This is a genomic window from Pirellulaceae bacterium (assembly GCA_029243025.1).
Lineage (GTDB): Bacteria > Planctomycetota > Planctomycetia > Pirellulales > Pirellulaceae.
This window is the reverse complement of record JAQWSU010000043.1, coordinates 1-24,390: the sequence shown is the minus strand read 5'-3', so window position 1 is coordinate 24,390 and position 24,390 is coordinate 1. Positions and strand designations below refer to the sequence as shown.

At 53.0% G+C, this 24,390-nt stretch carries 11 protein-coding genes; 6 read left to right on the top strand and 5 right to left on the bottom strand.

What is annotated here, in order from left to right:
- Positions 1-69: 69 nt before the first annotated feature.
- The 5 genes from P8N76_18860 to P8N76_18840 form a co-directional block, all read right to left on the bottom strand.
- Positions 70-4,779 (bottom strand): CotH kinase family protein, encoded by a 4,710-nt coding sequence (locus P8N76_18860; GenBank protein ID MDG2383741.1) that lies wholly within the window; start codon positions 4,777-4,779, stop codon positions 70-72.
- 489 nt (positions 4,780-5,268) lie between these two features.
- Positions 5,269-8,454 carry a PSD1 and planctomycete cytochrome C domain-containing protein gene (locus tag P8N76_18855; GenBank protein ID MDG2383740.1) on the bottom strand — a complete coding sequence of 1,062 codons (3,186 nt, stop codon included), beginning with the start codon at positions 8,452-8,454 and terminating at the stop codon, positions 5,269-5,271.
- A gap of 50 nt (positions 8,455-8,504) precedes the next feature.
- Complete coding sequence (locus tag P8N76_18850) at positions 8,505-9,959, bottom strand: DUF1501 domain-containing protein (protein MDG2383739.1); 1,455 nt, start codon at positions 9,957-9,959, stop codon at positions 8,505-8,507.
- A gap of 783 nt (positions 9,960-10,742) precedes the next feature.
- Positions 10,743-11,300, bottom strand: coding sequence for a hypothetical protein (locus P8N76_18845; GenBank protein ID MDG2383738.1), 558 nt, complete (start codon positions 11,298-11,300; stop codon positions 10,743-10,745).
- A 473-nt stretch (positions 11,301-11,773) separates the two neighbouring features.
- Positions 11,774-12,964 carry an amidase gene (locus P8N76_18840; GenBank protein ID MDG2383737.1) on the bottom strand — a complete coding sequence of 397 codons (1,191 nt, stop codon included), beginning with the start codon at positions 12,962-12,964 and terminating at the stop codon, positions 11,774-11,776.
- Between the two features lie 587 nt (positions 12,965-13,551).
- Here P8N76_18840 and P8N76_18835 point away from each other — a divergent pair.
- The 6 genes from P8N76_18835 to P8N76_18810 form a co-directional block, all read left to right on the top strand.
- Positions 13,552-14,799, top strand: coding sequence for a sugar-binding protein (locus P8N76_18835; protein ID MDG2383736.1), 1,248 nt, complete (start codon positions 13,552-13,554; stop codon positions 14,797-14,799).
- 248 nt (positions 14,800-15,047) lie between these two features.
- On the top strand, positions 15,048-15,872 hold the full coding sequence (locus P8N76_18830) for a LamG domain-containing protein (protein ID MDG2383735.1): 825 nt from the start codon (positions 15,048-15,050) through the stop codon (positions 15,870-15,872).
- A gap of 766 nt (positions 15,873-16,638) precedes the next feature.
- Entirely contained in the window at positions 16,639-19,071 is a 2,433-nt protein-coding gene (locus tag P8N76_18825) for a sulfatase-like hydrolase/transferase (GenBank protein MDG2383734.1), read from the top strand.
- Positions 19,072-19,113: 42 nt separating this feature from the next.
- Positions 19,114-20,676, top strand: coding sequence for an arylsulfatase (locus tag P8N76_18820; GenBank protein ID MDG2383733.1), 1,563 nt, complete (start codon positions 19,114-19,116; stop codon positions 20,674-20,676).
- A 94-nt stretch (positions 20,677-20,770) separates the two neighbouring features.
- Entirely contained in the window at positions 20,771-21,970 is a 1,200-nt protein-coding gene (locus tag P8N76_18815; protein ID MDG2383732.1) for a VCBS repeat-containing protein, read from the top strand.
- A 469-nt stretch (positions 21,971-22,439) separates the two neighbouring features.
- Positions 22,440-24,390, top strand: a 1,951-nt coding sequence (locus P8N76_18810; GenBank protein MDG2383731.1) for a DUF1549 domain-containing protein, incomplete at its 3' end; no start/stop codon positions are given.

The window sequence follows — 24,390 nt, the reverse complement described above, 5'->3', positions numbered from 1 at the left end:
CGCAACGCGGGTTTAGGTATGTGTGGGCGTAGCGAAGATGGAAGGCAAACGCTAAACAAGCCCCGACGTTCATGGTCGGGGTTGTGGCGGCGATACCGGCAAAGACGTGGCGAATTCCGGCCGCTTTTTGGATCTATTTTCGAAGTGAAAAATCGATTCAGGCGCGGCAGCCATTTTGCTTTCTAGTGGTCTTGGTTCACTAATGTAATTGCCCGTCTGAAAGGCGAAAACCAGATCGGCCGAATCGAAGTCACCGTCCTGATTCCAATCTCCTTCGTCGAATGTTGAATTGCCGGTGATGCTGTCTTGGTATTCGCCGTTTTGGAATACTTGAATCAAGTCCTGAGCGTCAAATACACCGTCTCGATTTGTGTCTCCGAACAACCGGTCAATTGCGGCCGTCCCTGGTGTGCCGCCCTTCTTGTTGCTCGGCAACCAGGCGTCTTTCAGGTTCCAGCCTTGGATGTCCGATTGGCTATCGTCGATAATTTCTAATGAGTAGCCCTTTCCATCTGTGGAGGCGAACCAATCGTCGTCGTAGGAGAACTGTTGCAGCAGCTGGTTGTCGACCACGACTGTAATTTGTTCCGAGTCGTTGTTCAGACCCCCACGCCATTGGCCGGCGACCGACAAATCGTTTCCATACCTAAAACGAAAGGCAGGTTCGTTCTCCACGATGAGGATGCGTTGGCCCGGCCCAAGTTGCGAAAAAGGATTGGCGACGAAATTGAATTCGATGCCTTGGGTGACCCCATTGGCCATGGTTTGCACGAATTGGAGGTGGGTCAGGTCAACCGATTCGGCAGAAGGATTGACGATTTCGAGAAATTCGAAGTCGTCGGCATCGTCGAAGCCGGCTGTGACTTCGGCTGTCGTGGCGTCCGCTGGGTGATACATCACCTCAGAGATCCGTAGTGGCGACCGCGTCTGCGGTGATGTTGCCTCCCGCATCGAACTCCATTCACCGCCGAAGGTCCGGGCTTTGATTGTTGCGCCGGGCGGGATGAGAATGGGTTCGGAGTATCGATTGGCGGTGGCCGCCACGCCCTTATCGAATACCGATCCGCCATGCAATTCCGGTGCGATCAGCATGTCGTTTCCACCTCGGGTTCTGTTCAGAGCGTGGATGGCGAGAACGTTGTCACCCGGTCGTAGCAGCTTGACATGTGCCGATAAATTAAATGCCTTGACGTTCGCGGCGACCGACCGTCTTGATGTTGTCGCACGAGCGTCCCATGTCATGAGTTCGGGTGCGTTTACGCGTTTTACTTCTACACCGTTCAGGTAGGCGACGAATCCATCGTCAAAGTAAAGGTTAAGCTTCAGCGTGTCGAGTGAGGTTGGATCCTGCACCTGAAAGGGAATTCGTAAATAGGCCGAGGTGTTGACTGATTTCATCGACTCAAGGATGTCGAAACCGATGTGTTCGGTTAGCAGTCCTGATGTATCAAAGCCGACTCCCGTCTGTCCAGCTGGCCAGCTCGAGTCGTCATAATTAGTCTCAATCCAGCGATCCCCAAGGGAGTTATCCAAGGGAACGATCACGCGTACATTCGCCGAATTGGCGATTAACTCTGAATAGCTGACTGTCGGAGCAGCTTGTCGGGGATCGGTTTCATCCAGCGTGTAATAGACAGGGTCGTCGCCGGCGAACATGGTGAGGTCGATGCCTGCTGGAACGAGGTCGTCATGCAGTGCTTCTCCATCGACGATGAATTGAGGGGGGCTGATTTCAGGGATCAAATTCGCATCTCGGAGTTGCCCGAGGACAATCTCACCGCGACTTGGCCCGTCGGTCGGACCATACGTGTCCTTCATCCATTCAATGGTCTCATTCCAGGCGGCAGGTGTGAAGGTACGGCGACCCCAGCGTGCTGATTCGGCGATAATTGCTGGCCGGATGTTGGCGGCGAGTCTTTCGATGTCACCGCGAACGCGTTCCGCAGAGAACATTTTTTCCTCACCAAAGAACTTGACAGATCGATCCCCCAGAACCCGCAGAAAGTCTTCGTACTGTCGAACGCCGCCGCGTACGCTCCAGATGTGGTCTGGGCCGTCTGCATTCACAATCGTTGCCTGCGATCCGCTCGCCAGCACGCCATCGCTATCCCAGGCGAAAAACTGAAATCCAGAGCCCGGTTGTCGACGACGACTGGTCAGCCAATTCTGGTGAGGCAGCCAGTCTCCGTTGTTTCCGCCGTAAAACTGGAGCAGCAGATAGTCAGCGAAATTGTCTTCGTCGAGGTACTCCAGCACCTGATCGTAGTCGCCACCAATTGATTCAATCAGGGCGTTCCAAGCTTGGTCATTGCCGTCGACAATGTCACCTGCGTTGATCACATCGTACTCGTCATCACTGCCGCCAAGATACGACGCCATGAATGCCGAGTTGGGACGTTCCATCATTTCGTAAAGGCCGCGATACTCTCCGTTTTGATAGACGTGCACGAATCGACCCCGTGGAGCCGGTTGCCCCATCTCGATTTGCCGATCAGACATCCAGCGATTGCGGATGTAGCTGGCCTTACTTTCCCAGATTGCAGAGTCGTGTGAACCACTTCGCAATAAGATTTGGTCGAATTCGGTGATGCCGGTTGGATCATCGAAAAGATCGAAATTCAATTTCGGGGGGCCATAGAGTTCTTTGAAACTTAAGCGAAGAGACTTTTTTTCAAACGTCAGGCTTGATCGCCCAAAGGCCTCAAGACCGCTGTTGATTTGAAAGCCGGGCGTGTCGTCAGGGAAAATGAGTTCCATGGAAGCGGGCAGTTCGGTTTCCGAGATAACGTTCGCGGAGGTGGCGATTGAAACGGTGGGAAGCGAACGCAACGCCGCTGGGATTTGTGGACCCCAGATCGGATCTTCGCTGATGTGTGTCTTGATGTTTTCCTGATTTACCACATCCGATGGAAAGATGAACGTGTGGCTCTGGATAGGCGATTTCAGGAAGCCTTCGCGATGGCTGGTTGCTCGTATTACCGTCGTGCCTTCTACTGTAAAGGGTTGTTGATACTCGACCGTAGCCGGGTTGTCGATCGTCGGGGGACTGCCGTCCCGCGTGTAATAAATGATTGCACTGGCATCATCTTCGCTCAACAGTTCTAGCGTGAATGGTTGATCGAAAAGGCCTCGTGAGACACTAAAGGTCGGCGGGGTAGCGATCCCCAAGGCAGTTGGGTGATTGGGTTCACCAGGTGTGGGGTCGGCGCCGAAGCCGATGGTTGCAAGCGGTTCGATCTCGATACCGGACAGGCGGACATCGAGTATGAAATCATCACTGCTTCGGTCGTCGTTCAAAGCGTGGATTGCGAGAATATTGTTCTCATCGGTTAACGTGTCAAGGAATGGCGAGACGTTGATCTCTTCGAATCGGTTTGCCTCTACCAACGGTCGATTCTGATTTGCGTTGGAGTCGAATCGAGCTGAATCGGGCGCATTGCGGCGTGCGATTTCAGTTCCATTCAATGTGGCTCGGAAGCCGTCTTCGTAACGGATGTGCAGAGTCAGCGAACGCAGGATGTCGCGTGTGGGCGCGTCAAACGGATACCGTGCGTAGAGGGATGACGATTCCTGCATTTGCCTACCGATGTCCGTTTTGATGTCTGCGATTCGGGACGCGGTGGTTGCCTGAATGGAAAAGGTGCGCGAAACATCACGGCCTTCCACAAGGGGCTGGCCTAAGACCATGTTCCCGGACTGGGGCCCGCGATACTGTCTCGCAATGTCAGACGAAGTATTCCACATTACGACGCCCAGGGAATCTGTTTCGTTGTCTCCATCCTTGTATCCAAAAAAATAGTGCTCTTCCTCCACGAGATCCGAACCGGACTGAAGGTCGAAGGCGAATTCTTGCACACCGGAACTGTCGCTGGTGCGTGTGCGTCCAATTCCGACAATTTCAAACTCGTCGCCAGCCTGGCGCACGACCAACGGGGTGATGGAATGATTGTTCTTCGAATAAAACGACCATTCGGTAACCCGACCGCTGTGGCGGAACGGTGCATATTCAAGGATCGTGATTGTTCCGGTGCCGTGGTTGGTGGAACGTCGCGCGACTAAATCAGCACCAACCGTTTCGGCGAGTTCGCTGTTACCCGGCGAACGATCAAAACCGATGGGGCCGATGGCTGAAGTCAATAAATCGGTGTCGCTAAAGGTCGTTTGACGCCAACGTGATTCGAATGCATCGTCCATCGGTATGAAATATTTCAAGTCTGCACCTGGCCCAATCAGCGATCCCGTCGCCATGGAGATACCATAGGAAATATCTGTCTGCTGGGCGGGAGGATCAGGCGTGTAGGCGTGGAGTAGCTTGCCCTCGTGATTTGATAATCCGAGGAATTCGCCAGCACTGCTTAAACGAAAATTCGTGTGTAAAAACCCTTTTTCGTCCAGTGACGGATTGGTCAGGTTCTGGCCGGAAGCGAAGACGATTAACTGTTCGCCTGATCGGATTTGTATGCCGGCTGGGAATTGCCATTTGGTCAATTGAGTGGCGTCGTCGCTGAGGTGCATTCCGCCGAGATCAACCGGCTGGGTTGACACGTTCATTAGTTCAAGCCAGTCGGGAGCCTGGTAGTCGCCATTGAACATTTCGGCTTCTGTGGAACGAGTGCGTGTCACCAATGAGAGGTTGTTGTCTGCCATGAATTCGCTGATGATGACCGGCAGGTCCTCCAACGAATTACCGGCGAGCATCTCGCGGCGCTCAAGGGGCTCATGAAGGAGCTCACGCCACGGTCTGTTGCGTGATGACAGGCCCTCGCTGGATTTCCACATTCTTCGTGTCCTTGCTTTCGTTCCTTCGTGATCTAATGCAAGCGATTGGCTCTCTTGTCTGTTCGCTGCCGTTTAAATTGTTCACTCTGAGGTTCTGTCGGTTAACTCCGTGGGAAATCAACGACCGTATTATCGGTAGCAACACTGGCCGCTTCAAGTTGATTGTTCTCAATTCGCGGGAATTGGTTCGAAAGCATTGGGTACGCACCGGCAAAGGTATCAAGGCTTGAGAGCTTTGTTGTCGTACGGCGCTTTGGGTTAGCGATCCATGTTCGCCGAAGTTCCCGAATGTCGGCTTGGCGTCTGCTGAAATGACTCAATGGTTTTATCAATCAGCTACCGCGAAATATCTTCAGAGAGTCGATCGGCCATTTTTTTACGGTCGGTTTCAATTTGTCGGCGGAAGTGGACGCTTGGTCAAAAAAAAGCGTTTTTTGTACGGTTCAGACCGGGCCGCGCACAGCAGCCGTCAAAATCTGGATACTTTTTTCACTCTTTCGTGATGGTCTCATCAAGGTTGAGCAGAAGTCGAGCGACGGTGGTCATCGCGGCCAGTGCCCGGAGCTGTTCGTCGTCGTTGGCAGTGGCACCATAGATTGCCTCTGCGTTCAGGGAACCCTCTTCGAATCGTTGGAGTTGTCGTTCGTGAAATTCAATCAATGCTGTTAGTTCTGACTCAGTCGGTGGACGTGACAGGGCAAGACGCCACGCCCGACGTACGCCATCCGCAGCGCTGTTAGGGAAGTTCCGCAAAACACGTCTTGCCATCGCTTTGGATGCCTCGAGGACAACGAGATCGTTGAGTTGAGTGAGGGCTTGGAGCGGCGTGTTGGAGCGACCCCGCGACACGGTGCAGGTGTTGGGTGCAGGTGCATCGAAGGTGGCAAATGCAGCATAGGGTCCGCCTCGCTTACGGAACGTGTAAAGTCCTCGTCGATAACGGTCGGTCCCCGTGCTCGGCTTCCATTTGAACCCCCCAAAGGTCTCGCCAGCCTCGGCAGGTTGCGGAGGGAAGACGCTTGGTCCACCGACAGTATCGACCAATAATCCACTTGCTTCAAGCGCGATGTCTCGGATCGTTTCAGCATCCACTCGCAGGCGAGGACCGCGTGCGAGAAGGACGTTTTGCGGGTCGCGTTGCGCAAGTTCCGGTGTGATCCGCGAGGATTGGCGATAGACGGAAGACATCACGATTTGTCGCTGTAATGACTTGAGGCTCCAGCCCCCCTGTCGAAGTTCAACGGCGAGCCAATCGAGAAGTTGTCGATGCGTGGGCGGTGCGCCTTGCACACCGAAGTTTTCCGACGTGCTTACGATTCCTTGACCGAAGAACGATTGCCAGAGCTGGTTAGCGATCACACGAGCTACAAGTGGATTTTGTTCATCGACCAACCACTTGGCAAGGGTCAATCGATTGCGAGGTGCATCAGCGGCCAACGGATGTAGCACCGCGGGTACCGCGGCGGAAACGACGTCGGCGGGGCGTCGATATTCGCCTCGCACATGAATGTGGGTTGCTCGTTTGTCCTTTTGTTTCCGTTCCTTGAAAATGAAGGTGGTTGGAAACCGCGGTCGGGAGGCTTGCAGCTTCTGGATTTCATCGTTGTAGGACTCGAGTTCCGGTGCAATGGACAGGTAATAGTCCTGGAGGGATATCTGATCTTCCTCGGTCCGTGCCTCGGGATCTTTTAACAACAGGAGGTCGATTGACGTCGGGCGTGGATTCGGATGAAGCGGTCCCGGGGTGCCGGTAACAAATAATCGGAAACGGCCGAGTGTTTGCTGGTGAACGAAGTTCTGTGGAATCGTAACTCGGATGCGTGTGCCTGCTGGAAATTCCTGAGGACCTTTGGTTTCGAAGACAGCCACATGACGCTGCCCTGCCCCACCAGCAATGAACCAGTGGGTGAGCTTGTTGCCGTCAATCGAATGGGAGATCTCCTGCTCTTTGTAGCTGGCATAGGCATGAACGAATTCGAGGCGTTGTTGCGTTGGGTTGGGGCGGGGCTTTGTTCCTAGGGCAGAGTCGACGGCGGGGCTGGGCGCTAATCCGACCACGTCCACCTGGAACTCGGTGATGACGAAAGCCCCATCACCGTTAAAACTCCCGCGTCCTGGGCCGTAGTTGGGAAGCCGCGCATCAGGAAGTGCCTCTAAACGAAAGCCTGTCACACGGGGCGAGTTAAGCTCGTACACAATTTGGTAAGAATCAACTTCTGGTCGATCACCCGTGACGAGGATCGAGTGGTCATCGAGCTCGGTCATTGTCGCGTTGCCTGCTGATTTCGCAGACCGCGGATCGAGAAGGGTCCAGTGGATTGGACGGTTGGACGGATCTTGGAGCCAAGCGCGGAATTTTGTTTTGAGATGTTGTTGGCGAGATTCTTGGTCGGTGGACGTTGTCGTAGCGGGATCCAACGGTGGAAATTTTGCCGCGCGGCCGGCGATCCGGCGGGCAACCTCTGCATCGATCTGTTGTTGACGTTCGCGTATCTTCGGGTCCGATACCCAGAAATCGGGTTCGTCCGCGTTGTTGAGAAATGCGAACAGTTGCCAATACTCACGTTGTGAGATTGGATCGTACTTATGGTCATGACATTGCGCGCAGGCCATCGTCAGACCCAAGAATACTGTACTGGTCGTATGGACGCGATCGACAACCGATTCGTAACGGAACTGTTCCCAGTCGTGTCCTCCTTCCTCGTTGATCCAGGTGTTGCGGTGAAAACCTGTCGCGATGCGTTGGGCGGGGGTCGCGTCCGGGAGCATGTCGCCGGCGATCTGTTCGATGGTGAATTGATCGAAAGGCATGTCGATATTCAGGGCGTTGATGATCCAATCTCGCCAGGACCAGATGGAACGTGAGCGGTCTGATTCGTAGCCGTTGGAATCGGCGTACCGGGCCAGATCGAGCCACCAGAGGGCCCAGCGTTCGCCGTACTGCGGTGACGCAAGCAGGCGATCAACCAGCTTTTCGTAGGCGTCCGGCGCCTGATCGTTGACAAACGCATCGACTTCTTCAATCGACGGCGGCAAACCGGTGAGGTCCAAGGTCACGCGCCGTATGAGGATGTGGCGGTCCGCAGGAGGCGCTGGTGTAAGACCTTTTTGATCCAGACGTGCCCAGACGAAATGGTCAATTGCTGACCGAGCTCGACGAGAAAAGTTTGAACCAGGGATCTTCGGCCGTTCCGGCGGACGAAATGACCAGTGGAGTTCGTAGTTGGCACCTTTTTCGATCCAATCTTGCAGCAATGAAATTTCCGCTGCTGTCAACGGATTTTTGCCCGAACCGGGTGGCGGCATTTGTAGGTCGGGATCCTTGGACGTCACGCGCCGAATGATTGGACTCGCGTCCGGGTCGCCCGGGAAAACGCCGCCATCGAGTGCGCCACGACGGGTATCGAGTCTGAGGCCACTCTCTCTGGATTCTTCGTCCGGCCCGTGGCATAGAAAACAGCGTTCCGCGAGTAATGGAAGCACCTTTTGATAGCTGCTAGACTTTTGGAACTCTTGGGCAAATGAGAGCGTCGCGACGAAAAAACAGATCGCGAAACAGGTCGTACGTACGATGAACGAGCCGTTGTTATTCGCGATGTTGACGTGTTTGTCGATCGGTATTCTCCGTTTGACGCAATCGTTGTTGAATCGTTTCAAGTGAGCAGCAAGTTTCAAGAAACGGACTGCACGGGCTTCAGTAACTGTCGCGTTTCCCGCGTGCTTCGTTAGGCTAATAGCTTTGATACTACTTGCCCTCCGACATCGGTTAGGCGAAAGTCTCGCCCTTGGTAGCTGTAGGTGAGTTGCTCGTGGTCCATACCCAAGAGGTGAAGCACAGTTGCCTGTAAGTCATGGATATGGACCGGATCCTCGACGACCTGGTAACCCATGTCGTCCGTTTTTCCGATCGTCGTGCCGGCCCGAATCCCTCCACCAGCTAACCACATGGCGAATGCATTCGGATGATGATCGCGACCCCGCCTGCGACCGAGTGCGGGGTTGTTTTCCACCATGGGGGTGCGTCCAAACTCACCCCCCCAGATAACAAGTGTTTCATCGAGAAGTCCACGTTGCTTGAGGTCCTTGACCAGTGCCGCGCAGGCTTGGTCGACGTTCTGGGAAATCTTTCGAACGCTGCCTACCACGTCTGAATGGTGATCCCAACCGGAGAGCGAGACTTCCACAAAGCGTACGCCGCGTTCCACTAACCTTCGTGCCAGCAGGCATTGCCCCGCGAAGGATGGCTGAGCAGGGTCTGCGCCATACATGGCCAACGTTTGGGGGCTCTCCTGACTCAATTCCATGAGTTCGGGCGCGCTCGTTTGCAGTCGAAATGACATTTCGTAAGCGCTAATGCGAGCTGCAATTTCCGGATCGTGAACCGTGCGTAGCCGCTCACTGTTAATTTGGCGGATCGTATTCAAGGTGTCACGTTGTAGTTGATTATCGACGCCGGCGGGATTCTCAACAAAGAGTACCGGTGCGCCTTTTGAGCGAAACGGCACACCTTGATGGACGGTAGGTAGGAATCCGCAGTTAAAGCAAGACGATCCGCCGCTTACCGCCGTCTGCCCGAGGACGACGTACGCGGGTAGGTCCTGTGAATCACTGCCAAGGCCGTACGTAACCCACGAGCCCATGGAAGGCTTTCCAAGTTGCAAATGGCCCGTATGCAGAAAGATCTGCGCGGGCGCATGATTGAACGCATCGGTGTGGACTGATTTAACGATCGCGAGTTCGTCGGCGACTGAGCCGAGATGGGGGAGCATTTCGGAAATCTCAGCACCGCACTCGCCGTGTCGCGTGTACGAGACGGGCGAGGCCATTAAGGCCGCATCACGTTCGATGAAGGGCAAGTCAAAGCCTTCGATCACTTCCGAGGGTACTTGCTGCCCGTCATACCTGTTGAGTTCTGGTTTGTGGTCGAAGAGTTCAAGCTGGCTGGGCCCGCCCGCCATGAACAAAAAAATTACATTCTTAGCACGCGGCTTGAGGTGGGAAGCCTTTGCCGTGTGGGGATGAATGTCACCCGATTCAGGTGCGTTCGGTTTCGCGCCAAAAAGATGAGTGTCACCGAAAAGAGCTGCGAGTGCCATCGATCCCAGCCCAACGCCACATGTGCCGAGGAAATAGCGGCGAGCCAAACGGGTGGTTGCAGCGTAACTTGACGATTGGTTCAACGGATAATTCTCCCTTTTCTAAGCTTCTCCAACCTAGCTGAGTAGCTCGCCTTTCGCAATTATTCTGCAGGTACCAAGCCCATGATTTGTCGAAATCGATCTTGGATGGTGCCCGTCATTGTAAACCAATCGATTGATCGCATTGCCTGAATAGCTGAATCCCAATCTGCCGATCAACGGGAAGGGAAATGCGAAGTTACATAAATATCGACCGTGCCCGTTGATCGTTTCGGGGAGCGAGAACCGGTGAGGGCGGACTGCCGATTCCCGCAAGAATTGCCCTTGTTATCTTCCTGGTACGCCGCTCGTATTTTGCGGTGCCTCACCGGAAGGTTCTAGCGTTTGCCAGAAGCTGTGACTGGATTGGCTGTCCATCAAACGGTAACGGGAACTCATTAGAAGCACGGATCGAAAAAGAACGATCTCGTGCGAGCTTTAAAAAAAGCATCGGTATCCCAAACGTGGGAGCTATTTGTCGGAGTAAGCGAGGAAAGGTGCCAGATGCCTTTCCTTCGCGCGGATTCAACCACTCGGAGAAAAACGGCTCCACCGAACGCAGCGCAGCATAGATTCTTGCGTGCTGATGTGGAGCGAGAAGTTGGTCGAGTAGGAAACGCCGACTAACCCATTGCGCGATGACGCCTCCACCAAGTTCCGATGCATCCGACAGCAGCTAACAAAGTCCAGGTGATCAGCGATGCTGGCTCAGGAGTGGGTGTATATGGTGTTGGTATCGATTGCACTTCACTGATGCCGTACAGGTGTTTCTGCTCGGTGAGCGGTCTATATCCATAATCCATATTGAATCCAGCCATTCCCTTTGCCCAAACTGTAGCCGAAGTGGGCCTGTGCGTTGCCAGATGGAAGCAAGGTTCCGAGGTATCGTTTGGCATGCGTCGTTCCGTTTTTTTCGGTGCCGGTCCAAACTGCTGTTTCGCTAACCGTATCACCCACCTCCGTGTATTTGATCGGATTGTCGATCGTCGTATCCCAGAGATCGGCGTAATCATCGGCGACCCGAATACCTTTGAGGTTATAAATTGGAACACCACCGCTACCCGTGGTCCCGGTGTTATCTCTTGCATTGACGGTCTGCGTCGACGCAATCGCCGTCCAATCGGAGGTCATGGCGAGGTCGCCGAGGTCGTCTACGACATTGTTGTAGTAGTTGATGTCATCTGAAGTCGCTTGCGTTAATGCGGACGTCACGAAAACTAATCGGTACTGATCGCCCGGAGCAAGGTCGGGCGGTTGCAGGATGATGGAGCCCTGGAGCGGGTTGGATACCACGAAGGCGAAGACAAACAAAACTGATCGCAAGAACGTTGATTTGAAATCCATCTCGGCGGACTCCTATAGGTGCGAGTTAAGGGGTCGTGATGTAGGGCCTCGTCTTCCCTAGATAAAGAATCTTAACACCGGGGGGCGGCGTGCCGCCAGGGGTGAGCCGACGTCTACGCGAGGAAAAAGACGTTGTTGTGATGGCGCGGTGACGAATGCCGATGAGCCAGCTGGAGGTTGGCGGCTAACGAATGAACGCTGGCGGGTTCGTATCTCACCTTCTAAAACGATTCATGGACAGAAAGATTGAACCGAGATGATCGGCTTGCTTCCCTGTGTTGGGCGCCCGCCGGGGTTGGTATCTTGACCGGTTGGAGCGTCAGCGACGCCGCAAAAAGTGATTGGCGACGCCGCAAAACTTGTTGTTTAAGCGAGGTTGGGCTTAGCCGATTGTTCGAATGGCTCACTATTTGCCCAGGCAGTACGCATTTTAGCGCGATGAGTCGCTTCGAGTAGCATCGTGATTGGAAACTCTATTTCGCTAACTCCAGAGCGGTTTTGATCAACATCTCATCCTCTCCGGGAGAGCCAAGTAAAGAGATCCCGACAGGCAAACCATCTTGATCAGCAAGAGGAAGGTTAATCTGGGGCCCGCCTGTGGTTCCTGCGATGCAGTTTAACTGACTCGTTTGAAGGCGAAACCTCGTTCTGTCCGATAATTTCTGACCAATGGGTGGCGCTGGTCCAATGGTGGTTGGCATCAATACAATCGTCTTGTCTGCCAATATGAATTCCATACGAGCTAACAGCTCAGCCTTTCGCTCCAGCGCAAAAGCGATCTCTTCATCGGAGATGTTTTTGGCAAGCAGATATCGTTCGGAAACTTCAAAGCTGAATCTCGGATTTGTCTCATCGATCCATTGCTTGACAGTCTCCCATGCCTCGCGACTTTGCAATGTGCCTTGTTGGTCTCGCCAAATCGTCAAGCTTGATTCAGCAAGGCTTTCGATGGCTCGTTCGCCAATCAGATTGCATATTCGTTCGACCGCGGGTTGCAGAGCATCATAAGTTGCTTCATCAAGCAGTTCAAAAGCATCCTGCGCTACGACGACCCTCTGGGGTAATTCATCGATAATCGGACTTTGTAGTAAGGTCGATCCTACTTTGGCAAGGGTTTTGGCGTCTCTCGCGAACCATCCCACCGTGTCGTAACTGTCGGCTTGCGGAAGCACTCCGTCTAAGGAAACCCTGCCATGGGTTGGCCGAAGTCCATACAATCCACAAAAACTGGCCGGCACCCGGACCGAACCGCCCGTATCCGATCCCAAAGCGAAGTCAACGAGGTTCCCTGCAACGGCTGCGGCAGAGCCGCTCGAAGATCCACCGGGTACTCGACCAGGCGCGTTGGAATTGACGGGCGTCCCATAGTGTGCATTTTCGCCGAAGATACCTCTCGTGATTTCATCGGTGATGGTTTTTCCAACCATGCTGGCACCGGTTTCAACCAAAATCTGGACCGCCCAGGCCGTTTTCTCTGCAATGATTTGACTCTTTTTCCAATCAGGATTACCACCCCCGGTCACATAGCCCTTTACATCGAAAATGTCCTTTGCTGCAAAGGTCAGGTCAGACAGCAGTCCATCTGCGCGGCCAGCTAAAAAAGCGTCCGTATCTTTGCAAAATGCATTTAATCGATCATTTTTCGAAATGTGAATATCAGCCAAGAGAACACCTCCTCAATAAACGATGCGTGGGTTAGCACCGACGCATTAACACAAGTCGCCAAAGATAATTGGATTTGGTTTTAACAAAGATCTGTCGATGAAAATTAACGTGCTCACTTTGGCGGATTGCTGATAGCCAAAAGCCGGTTCAAATCGATTGTCGTCAAGTGGATTTCCGGATTTGAGAAGAATCAATTAGGCGGTGACCCAGTATGAAAGAATGACCACTAGATTGCACGCGAAGTATCCTGCGGATCAAGCTGAACCCGCTTGAGATCGTTCTGTGGTATTTCCACGTTTTTTAATTCCCCAGTAGGAAATTCGTGCGGTAACCAACGCCCAGATGTTTACACCGGTCAAAAACCGGATCGTCGTTGCTGATCCGAACGTCGATGCAAATTGCGGAATGGCTGAACCCGTAGCCGTCAAAAAGGGGCATTTGATTAATGATGCCGGCTCGATCGTGAAAAAAAATTGCTGATGCATAAAAAACACTGTGTTTTTAGCTTCCGTCGTGATACAAATGGGGCGGATGATACGAAAAAAATGGAAACTCGCGGTCGTATTGAGATCAATAAGGAATCGTAATGACGCATCTTCGATGGCAATTCTTTGTGAAGTTCCAGGTAGCGATCACCCTGATGGCGTTGGCACCCATGGTTCAGGCGCAGGATCCGGAACTCTTCATGATCAGTTATCCAAACGCCAGTATTACCGTGGATGGTGATGTGAGTGACTGGAACCTCGATGAGTTTGGCACGATCGTGACCGGTGGGGTGGCGCTTGATGGCGACGAATTTGAATGGGAACAACTGACTGGTGCCGGTGATATCGCCGTGCTTGGTTGGGACGAGGCAGAAGAGAATATTTTCTATGGTGCAAAATGGGATGGTGGAGTGTTGCCCGACGACCGTGCCGATAATTCAGTTAAATTCTATGCCCGAGACAATGAAACTCATCAGTACTTTCTGGTGGACATTATTGAGGACGAAATCAATACAGACGATGATGCTGCCTGGGCAAACGACTCGGTAGAGTTTTACTTCGATCCGTCCAACGATCGTGGTGATTTTAAGGGTGGAGATCCTGCCTGGGAGTCTGACGTTCAATTGGTGATTGACGCAGAAAACCGTGTGCAGGTATGGAATTCGCCGCCCGATTATCAGGAACAAGTGGAGGCTGGCGTCGAGTCGGCCGTCACCATCACCGATACCGGTTGGTTAGTTGAAGTGGGAGTCGACAAGAGTGTATTTGACACGCCGTTGCCGGCAATTTTAGGTGCGGCGAATGATCCGGACGGGAACAACTACGGGATTGAATTTAGTTACCGTGATAACGACGATCCAGATGAATTAGGAAATCGGAATGGGGACACGGCTTTCACTTCTGCTTACGTCTGGGCCGATCCGAATCCTGGTGGATTCCCGAATAAGATTCCGGATTATTGGGGCCAGATGATCGCCGGTGAACCATCCGATCCGACCCTTCGCCTTGATGATGGCTCGCTGACGGATCCGACAGAACGCGCTAATTACGTCCACGACGTTTTAGGTACCTGGATTGGCGATTCAAACTTCGATGGTGAATTCAATTCCACCGACTTCGTTCTCGTCTTTGGTGCTGGGGAGTATGAAGACGATTTGGACGGAAATTCGACTTGGTCCGACGGCGACTGGAACGGCGACGGCGATTTTAATTCGAGCGATTTTGTTGCTGCCTTCACCGACGGTGGTTATGAAGTTGGCGCACGTCCCGCAGTAGCAGCCGTGCCCGAACCGAGTAGCGTTGTACTTTTCCTGATGGGCATACTCGCGTTTGTGCGTCGTCGCCGGTGAACCTATTCTCTCACAAAGCATCGCCCCGATGGCCGGGGCGATGGTCGTGACCAACCCGAGTCGATCGAAATACAGCTAATGAACGAACGCTAACGCATTTATCCCAATTTGCGAGCGGGTCGGTTTATGCTTCGGTTCTCTTAACCCTAGCTGTGTTGCGTCCGAAGGCCGCTGCTTGCTTCTCGAATAGTTCGCGTTTTGTATTTAAAATACTTGGACTTGATCGGCCGCTTGGAAAGGTGAAAAAGATGAACTTACGGATTGTGACGTTGACCTGTTTGGGTCTGCTGATCGCCTCGGATTGGTGTAGTGCTGAATTAGTGTCGGCATACACCTTTGATGAGCAAGCGGGAACGGTTGCCGCTGATGCACTTCGCGGTGCGGCGGGTGATGCAGAACTCAACGGTGGGTCGGCATGGTCGGAAGGTTTTATTGGCGGCGCCGTCAGCCTTGATGGTGTCGATGGTTGGCTGCGAGCCACGAATCCGATTGCTAATGGGGCTGAAGCAATGAGCTTCTCTGGCTGGGTGAAAGCGGATTCGACACCTGTTTGGGCATCCATCGTAAAGAACTGGGGCGGCGCGCAAGCCGGACAGTATCACTTTGGTATCCAGGCGGGCGACGGCGACCTTAGTAACTTTTTGTTTAACACTGATTCCGTGGTGAGCAATATTCGCGAGAGTAGCCAATTTGCGACCGACGAATGGACCCACGTTGCCTTCACTTACGGAGGTGGAAAGCACAAGCTCTTCCAAAACGGATCGCTAACGGCAGAGGCTGACTTCTCGGGCGCACTGAATTATCCTCAGTTGCAACAAGACGCCGGCACCGGCATCATTGGCATTGGTGTAAAGACGGACGACGCTGGAAATACGGCTGATCCGGGAGCGCCCGGGTTTTGGGATGGCTCGTTTGACGATTTTGCATTTTGGGACACGGCAATTTCCGATGCGGAAGTGCAAACGATCTACCAAAATGGTTTGCAGGGCATCAGCGTTGTCCCCGAACCCACTTCGTCATTGATGGTGCTTACTGCACTGTTGGGACTGCTCGGACTGCGCCGGCGACGATAAGCATCGTTCGTGGCAAAGGACTTGTGGCGAATCAATAGCAACATTTTAGAGAATCTCTTACCGCCCCACTGGGATGGGGCGGTATTCGCCAAGCAGATAGGCGGCCCATCTTAGCGAACCTATCTCGAAAAACGATTACGCTGGGCTCTTGTCGACCAGAAGCGATTAGCGATCCGTGCTGATCGGCGTTGCCGTGCTTCGCCGGATATCTCATGTTTTTCGTCGTGACCAACGATGGCTTTCATGCGTGTAAATCCAAGATCATGAAAAGGCAATTCGGCGGACGCTGTGGTGTGTATAACAGACTTCCTTTGTCTGAGTGATTGATCGCAGTAGTTTTCGCCTCATTCGGTGAACGTACCAAATAGGTGAAAGACGAGGGCTGATTGCCTGGGAAACCACGTGATGGTAGACGAGGTATTCCAGTCAGGGATTGCCGCGTTAGATGAAGCTGTTCTTACGATGGAATGACCACGTCTTGGCTGGCGAGCTTCACAAGAGATCGAACTCGCTCTAAAAATGATCACTCTTTCTGTTTACTTGCGAAATGTGATAGAAATCAGCGACAATGGTGGTGAGACGTCCAGCGTCATACCGTCGCTAAAGATGCGACTTTGACCGAATGCATTTTGAATGCGTAGTCGATCTTTGCCGGTCCATCAGTTCTTAAAACCACAGGATGTTGAGGGTTTGGATGCAAAGGATTTGCAGCAAGTTGCCGGGGGGTGGCACGTTCGACACATTAAGGAATTTTCCCGGAGCCAAGATGGAACCTCAATTCAAAAAATTATTGCTCGTCATGGCGTTGGCTTTTGTTATGCATGCGTCGGCGAATGCCGAGACGCGTCAGCCTAACATTCTTTTGATCATGGCAGATGATCTCGGATTTTCGGATCTGGGGTGTTATGGCGGAGAAATCACGACACCCAATTTGGATTCGGTTGCGGAGGAAGGGTTGCGATTTAGCCAATTCTACAACACAGCGCGCTGCTGGCCGACGCGTGGCGCTCTGATGACCGGATACTACGCACAACAAATTCGCCGGGATCGATTGCCTAGCGTTCCTGGCGGTGGACAAAGCACGCGTCCAGATTGGGCTGTGCTACTCCCGGAGCTCTTGGCGCCGGTTGGTTACCGTTCGTACCATACCGGTAAATGGCATATCGATGGTATGCCGATCGCGAGCGGTTTTAATCGTTCGTATCTACTCAAAGATCAGGGTCGTTTTTTTAATCCGAATCGCCATTGGAAAGACGACGTGGCGTTGCCACCCGTCGAAAAGGGTACTGATTTCTATGCGACCACGGCGCTGGCGGATCACGCTATCGAAGTCCTAAGCCAGCATCAAAAGCATCATGCTGAATCGGCCTTTTTTCATTACCTGGCTTTTTCCGCACCCCATTTTCCGCTTCAGGCGTTGCCCGAAGATATCGCTCTTTATGAGGACAGGTATACGGTCGGATGGGACGAAATCCGTGAGAGGCGGTGGCAGCGCATCCAAGACATGGGTTTATTGAATTCGACGGCCGTCAGTCAGCCGTCGCGAGTGGAACGCGATTTGGGGCCGCCCTATCATTTTCCGGATGCATTCGGAATTTTGGGTGATGGAGAAGTCAACAAGCCGGTTCCTTGGAAAGCGCTTAGTGATCCGCAAAAGAAGTTTCAGGCTACGAAGATGGCGATCCATGCGGCAATGATTCACCGGATGGATATTGAGATTGGTCGTGTCTTCGACCAAATCAAGAAAATGGGGCAGTGGGAAAACACGATGGTGATCTTCCTCTCTGACAACGGCGCCAGTGCGGAGATCATGGTCCGAGACGACGGGCATGATCCCAACTTGTCGCCGGGCGCCGCCGATACGTATTTGTGTCTTGGTCCCGGTTGGTCGACAACCTGCAATACCCCGTTTCGACGCCACAAAACATGGACGCACGAGGGGGGGACGTCGACTCCGTTACTGATCGCTTGGCCTGAGGGTATTCCAGCGCGTGGGGAAATTTGTCGTAATCCGGGCCATGTTATTGATATTGCTGCAACACTACTTGAATTGACGGGAGCCGAAAAAGCTGCGAATGCGCCACCGGCTCCCGGCAGCAGTTTGTTGCCGGAATTGAGTCAGGATGCTCCGGTTGGAGAAAGACGAGTTGATCAAAATTCTATTTGGTGGTTTCACGACGGCCACAAAGCCATTCGCAGGGGCGATTGGAAAGCCGTTGCACCGATCGGCGAACCTTGGGAGCTTTACAACTTGGGCGTAGATCGTCAGGAGTCTCTGGATCTGGCTGTGCCGCAAGCCGACAAACTGCAAGAATTGGTGCAGGATTGGAATCGACATCTCGACGAATTTAGCTTGCTTGCGTCGCGCGATTTGCCGCCGGAAGTGCAAAAGAAAGCCAAGCAGAAAACAGTACGGTCCATTCCTATTAGAAAGGCCCAGGCGGCGGCGAAACCAAAGCGTAAGCAGGTTCTGCTGGGCGGAAAGTCATTTCTGCTTGGCGGGAGGCATGCGTTTTTGATGGAGCCCACCAAGAATTCAACCACTGGGACATCCACGACTGGCGGACCGAAGCCTTGGATCTTCTACGGGGCGACGTTGTCTTCCTATCCTGACCAGGCCGAGAGTTGGATGCACCAGCAGTTCCTGGATGCGGGGATTGCCGTAGCGGGAATTGATGTGGGCGAAGCGTATGGCAGTCCCTACGCTTTTCCTCATTTTGAGGCGCTTTACCAAAAAATGGTCAAGGATGGCTACTCGAAGAAGCCCGCGTTGCTTGGTCGCAGTCGAGGTGGGTTATGGGTAAGCAGTTGGGCAATTGAACATCCCGATCGAGTGGCGGCCATCGGGGGCATTTATCCATGTTACGACTACACGACTTATCCTGGTTTGCGACGTGCTGCGCCAGCCTATGGGGTTAGCGAAGAAGTTCTCGCCGCTGAGCAGCAAAAATTTAATCCGATCAAACGGGCTGCGGTGTTGGCTGACGCAAACATCCCCGTGTTTATCATCCACGGCCGGGAGGATACGGTTGTGCCGCTGGCAGAGAATTCGGAGGCACTCGAGAGCGTGTACCAATCAAAGGGCCGCGGTGACTTGATCGAAGTGATTAAGGTCAAGGGTCAGGGGCACAGCTTTTGGCCCGGTTATTTTCAGTGTCAGGAATTAGTTGACTTCCTCGTTGATAAAGCGAAAAGATAGGTGACGCTCGTCCCTGACTCAAGAATTTTCGCCGGAGCCAACATGAAACCGATATGGAACAAATTGCTGCGGTTCTTGGCGGCGGTCATGATGATGACCGCGTCAACCTGCGCCCATGCGACACATCCTAATATTATTGTCATCTTGGCCGACGACTTTGGCGTGGGGGACATACAGGCACATTATCCAAACAACAAGATCCGCACGCCTTACTTGGACAAATTGGTTCGACAGGGAATTAGTTTTACCGATGCACACAGCCCGTCAGCCGTTTGTTCGCCGACGCGGTACGGATTGTTGACGGGCCGGTACTCTTGGCGGACCCCACTTCAAGAATGGGTGATCGCGGCCTACGAGCCGCCGTTGATCAGCAGTAAACGCCCTACCCTTCCCGGCTTCCTAAAAGAACATGGCTATTACACGGCCTGCATTGGGAAATGGCATCTTGGTTGGAATTGGCCTGGCCCGCAGCGGAGTCAAATGACGGAAGTACGAAATGGTCAGAAAAAGCTTCGATGGGATTTTACCCAACGAATTGCCGATGGGCCGACCGATCGCGGTTTTGATTATTTCTTCGGTGTCGATCTGCCGAATTTGCCGCCCTTTACTTACATCGAGAACGATCGAGTTGTGGCGTTGCCCACAGAGGCGTTTCAACCGGATCCGACCGAAGGGATTGTATTACCCCGAGGATTTGTCGGTGCTCCCGCTGCTCCGAATTGGCGAATGCAAGACGTGTTGCCTGAGATCACGCGTCGCGCCGTTGAAGCGATTCACGAACGCGCAAAATCGAAACAACCATTCTTCCTCTTTTTCTCGATGACGTCGCCGCACGAACCGGTTGTGCCGTCAGAAAAGTTTCGAGGCAAGAGCCGTATTGCACCCATTGCCGATTTTGTGATGGAGACGGATTGGTCGGCAGGGCAAATAATCAAGGCGGTCGATGAAGCCGGGCTTTCCGAAAACACGCTTGTGATTTTTACGGCCGACAATGGCCACTCGCATTATACAGGTTGGGGAGAGTTGATCGCGGCCGGTCATCTTCCTAGCGGTCCCTATCGCGGACACAAGGGTGATATCTGGGAAGGCGGCCATCGCGTTCCACTGGTGGCCCGATGGCCGAATCAAATTGAGGCTGGTAAGACGAGTGATCAATTGATTAGCCTGACCGATCTGTTTGCAACATGCGCGAGTGTTGTGAACCAACCCTTGCCCGCTAACAGTGCCGAAGATAGTGAAAGCTTTTTGTCGTCGGCTCTGGGAGTCGAATCGAAGGCGAGTCGCACTCGGCTAGTAAGTCATTCGAACATGGGTGAATTTGCCTACCGAGATGGGCCCTGGAAATTAGTCTTCCGGATGAGTGGATCGAATTTGGAGGAATCACGCGGCAAGCCCACGATTGCAGAACTTTATCACCTTGAATCGGATCTCGCTGAGCAACATAATGTTGCCGGAAAGCATGCTGATATTGTCAATCGGATGACGCGCCAATTACAGGACGTGATTGACGATGGCAACTCTCGTGGACTTGATCTGAACAGCAGAAACGATGGCGTGGTCCGTTTCGATATCACGCAAGAAAAACGTTGGGTGCCGGACCGCTGATCAATGCAGAATTTGTGGTCAGCAACGAAAAAGTTACTTTGGTTTTTCAACGACTCCGAAATCAACCATCTCAATAGCTCAGGATGTTTTCGCCATGAAACTTACTTGTCTTTTAGGCGTCACAATTATTTTAGTCATCGCGGTGGACCTATCTGCGCAGCAGGGATCTGGAAAGAAGGTTGTGGCGAACCATAAGTGGCGCGTTCAGCAGCTCCACAAGGACAACAACGAGGGAGTCGCCGTCGGGGATATCGACGGGGACGGCAAACTGGATGTTACCGCCGGCGAATACTGGTATCAGGCACCTGACTTTAAGCAACGACCGGTTCGCAAGATAGGGTCTTTTGGAGCGGACTACATGGACAGCAACTCGGAGCACCTCTACGACATGGATGGTGACGGTGATCTCGATGTGCTCGCTGGGACCTTCAAGGAATCGCTTGTGCATTGGTATGAGAATCCGGGTGCCGGAAATTATGAGGTCGATGCCTGGGAAGCTCATCAACTGATCGATACCGGAACGGGTTTCAACGAAGCCACGTTTCTCCACGACATCGACAATGATGGAACGCCAGAGTTTATTGAGAATTCCTGGAGGTCGACGAATCCCACGCAGATAGTCCGACTTAATCGAGGCGATGATGGCCAGGTCAGTGCTTCGATGCATTTTGTGTCCGAAGTTGGCAATGGGCACGGTATGGGGTTTGGCGATATCAACGGTGACGGTAAGCAGGACATCATTTTTCAGTCCGGTTGGTACGAGCAACCTAAGGCAAAACCATTTTCCAGTCGGTGGAAATATCACCACGATTTCGATCTGCCTCACGCCAGTTGCCCGATTCTTGTCGTTGACCTGAACGAGGACGGCCGAAACGACATCATTTGGGCCGATGGTCACAGCTATGGCCTTTATTGGCATGAGCAGTTGAAGCCTCAGGCCAATGGGATGACCGCGTGGCGTCAGCATCTGATCGACAAGAAATTTTCGCAGGGTCATTCGATGGCTTGGGATGATGTTGACAACGACGGCCGGCCAGAACTTATCACGGGCAAGCGTTACTACGCTCACTCAGGTCGCGATGTGGGGGCGAATGATGAGATTACCGTCCAGTTTTATAACTGTAATCCGGTAAGTCAGTCCTGGAGCAAGCATCTGATTTCGAAGGCACCGGCAGGGAAAGGACCAGGTATCGGTTTGCAGATTCGTGTCCAAGATCTCGACGGGAACGGCTGGAAGGACGTCATTGTTCCAGGGAAAAGCGGCACGCACATTCTTTGGAATGAAGGCAAATAAAAGTCGCGAACGAAAGATCATGGTCGGTAGCGACCCAAGGCGTGTTGCTAATCAATCGTCGTTGGCTCGGGGTAGAAAGGCAACTGGGACGTGTCTTGCTTGCAGAGGATATGTTTTTGAGAAGACGAGCCTGGGCGGGATGGCCTTTCGGCTAAAAAATCGATTCGTCGGGGCCAATCGGGAAGGGTCCGCAGCCAAGAAAGAGGACAAAAAAGGCGTCAGATACTTTGTCGAAAGATGAGGCCTGAAAACTTCCCCTAAGCTGCCATTTATTCGCGGATTTTGTGAGTCGTTCCGTGTAGTGAACGGTTTTAGGGTCTGGTAAAATCAGAGTCTACGATTTGAAAGCCTGGTCGGAGCCGGCGATCGAATTCCTGCCTTTTATCGTTTAGCGTTGAAGCTGGGTGTTTTTTGCTGCCTACGGTTTTTTAAATAAGCTGGCAGCACGGATCTGAAACCGGAATTCACCATGCAACTTTTTTGGGTTCGACTTCTGATGATCAGCGTGTTTCTGAACTTGGAGGCGATGTTAGCCGCTGAGACGAAACAAGGTGACGTCGAATTCTTTGAGAAAAAGGTCCGACCGATACTGACTGAACACTGTTACGAGTGTCATTCGGAGGAAGCCGGCAAACGCAAAGGAGGACTCTGGCTGGATCGCAAGGTCGGTTGGGAAACCGGTGGTGATATGGGTGCTGCGATCGTTCCGGGGGATAGTGAAGGAAGTTTGTTGATACAGAGTGTGCGTTACGAATCTTTGGAAATGCCACCGAAGCAGAAACTGCCGAAACATCTGATTGCGACCCTGGAAGAGTGGGTGCGTCGCGGCGCCTATGATCCTCGGCTCGACACGGGATCGACCCCCAAGGGCGACGCTGTGATTGACATGGTGGTCGGGCGTCAATTCTGGTCCTTCCAGCCAGTGATCGAACCCGTACTTCCAATTGTTAGCGACACCACCTGGTCACGCTCGGTCATTGATCATTTCGTGCTTGCTAAGCTTGAGGCTAATAAGCTCAGGCCAGCCCCGGATGCGACACGTGATGTGATTCTGCGGCGGGTGACGATGGCCTTGACCGGGCTTCCTCCCACCATTGCCGAGCAGGACGCATATTTTGCTGATGAATCGCCAAATGCTTTGGAGGCCGTTGTCAACCGTCTGCTGAGTTCGGACACGTTTGCCGAACGATGGGCGAGGCACTGGTTAGATATTCTGCGTTATGCGGACACGAGTGGAGGTGGCGGCAGTAAAACGTTGACGGATGCTTGGCGTTTGCGCAATTACGTCATCGATTCTTTTCGGAAGGACAAGCCACTAAACGAATTGATCCGGGAACACATTGCCGGGGATCTTCTGCCTTTTTCCAGCCACCAAGAAGAGGTCGACCAGCTTGTCGCGACCGGTTTCCTCGTCCTCGGCCCGCACAATTACGGAGGCCAGGACAAGGAACTGTTATCGCTTGAAATAGTTGACGAGCAAGTGGATACAATCGGCAAAGCCTTTCTGGGCATGACCATCGGCTGTGCACGCTGCCATGATCACAAATTCGATCCGATTCCTACTCGTGATTACTACGCGCTGGCTGGAATTTTCTTGAGCACGAAATCGGTCAAGAACGAGTCTGCCGCTGAGTGGTTCACCCGTCCTTATCCGCTATCGCCAAAACAGAAAGCCGAGCGCGAGGCGAAGGAGGCGCGAATCAGCAGTTTAGAGCAGGAGATCAGCCTTCTGAAGGAACAAATCAAGGCGAGCCAGGAAGAAAGCGATGCGGCTTCGAAGCGACAGTCGGACGGGACACTTCTTAACCATGAACCGGACCAAGGTTCCGGCGTTACACTGAACGCTGAGTTAACAGGGAAAGAAGGCCTTCTGCAGCAACTCCAGCAGGAGAAAGAACCCGACCAACCCACGGTGATGTGTGTCGGAGAGGTCGATACGCCGAAGGACACAGCGGTGCGGATACGCGGTTTACCGCGAGCGTTGGGAGCGATGGCTCCAAGAGGTTTTCTTCAGGTTGTCACCACTTTGGGTAGTGCTGTTCCAAAGATTGAAAAAGGAAGCGGCCGTTTGGAATTGGCAAATTGGATTGCGAGTGACGAAAATCCACTGACTGCTCGTGTTCTTGCCAATCGCATTTGGCAGCATTTGTTCGGATATGGTATCGTGCGAACGCCGGACAACTTAGGCACCACCGGCAGTCTACCCACTCACCCTGAATTGCTCGATTATTTAGCGCTGCAACTTATTCGGAACGATTGGTCGGCACGAAAACTTATCAGGGAAATTGTCCTGTCCCGGAGTTGGCAGATGGCCAGCCAGGAAGGTGATCCCAACGGTGGCAAGTTCGACCCGGAAAACGTGTTGCTCTGGCGCGCCCACAAACGTCGACTCGATGCTGAAAGCCTACGGGATTCTATTT

Bases quoted from the DNA above. Each gene is read 5' to 3' on its own strand.
- P8N76_18860 (MDG2383741.1), bottom strand. From the start codon at position 4,779: ATGTGGAAATCCAGCGAGGGCCTGTCATCACGCAACAGACCGTGGCGT.
- P8N76_18845 (MDG2383738.1), bottom strand. From the start codon at position 11,300: ATGGATTTCAAATCAACGTTCTTGCGATCAGTTTTGTTTGTCTTCGCC.
- P8N76_18835 (MDG2383736.1), top strand. From the start codon at position 13,552: ATGACGCATCTTCGATGGCAATTCTTTGTGAAGTTCCAGGTAGCGATC.
- P8N76_18830 (MDG2383735.1), top strand. From the start codon at position 15,048: ATGAACTTACGGATTGTGACGTTGACCTGTTTGGGTCTGCTGATCGCC.
- P8N76_18825 (MDG2383734.1), top strand. From the start codon at position 16,639: ATGGAACCTCAATTCAAAAAATTATTGCTCGTCATGGCGTTGGCTTTT.
- P8N76_18820 (MDG2383733.1), top strand. From the start codon at position 19,114: ATGAAACCGATATGGAACAAATTGCTGCGGTTCTTGGCGGCGGTCATG.
- P8N76_18815 (MDG2383732.1), top strand. From the start codon at position 20,771: ATGAAACTTACTTGTCTTTTAGGCGTCACAATTATTTTAGTCATCGCG.